Origin of the sequence: Vibrio sp. T20, from assembly GCF_007858795.1 — a bacterium.
GTDB lineage: Bacteria > Pseudomonadota > Gammaproteobacteria > Enterobacterales > Vibrionaceae > Vibrio > Vibrio satsumensis.
Window position 1 is genome coordinate 1 of sequence record NZ_VFEB01000186.1, and the last position, 272, is coordinate 272.

Below are 272 nucleotides of genomic sequence, written 5' to 3' on the forward strand. Positions count from 1 at the left end.
AGTAAAGAGACAGAAGGTTTTAACTTTGAAGAACTCTTAGAAAACACACCGCAATACGTCCAAAAAATCAACCCATTGCTAAAAGATGCTGAGCTTTTACTGGACTTAGAAAATGGCGAGTCATCACTGCCTATCATTGATCAAGCACTCTATTTCTCGATGCTACGTGGCTTCTGTGTTGAGTCAAGCATCACATGGCCACCAGCACTTGAGCATTGGCTCGAAAAACAGAGCAAAATGCTCAGCATTAAGCTTCTTCGATAATTTGTTAG

1 pseudogene is annotated in these 272 nt (G+C 40.8%); it reads left to right on the forward strand.

What is annotated here, in order from left to right:
* Positions 1-264, forward strand: a pseudogene (locus tag FTW16_RS20470) (glutaredoxin); the annotation flags it as partial.
* Positions 265-272: the final 8 nt, after the last annotated feature.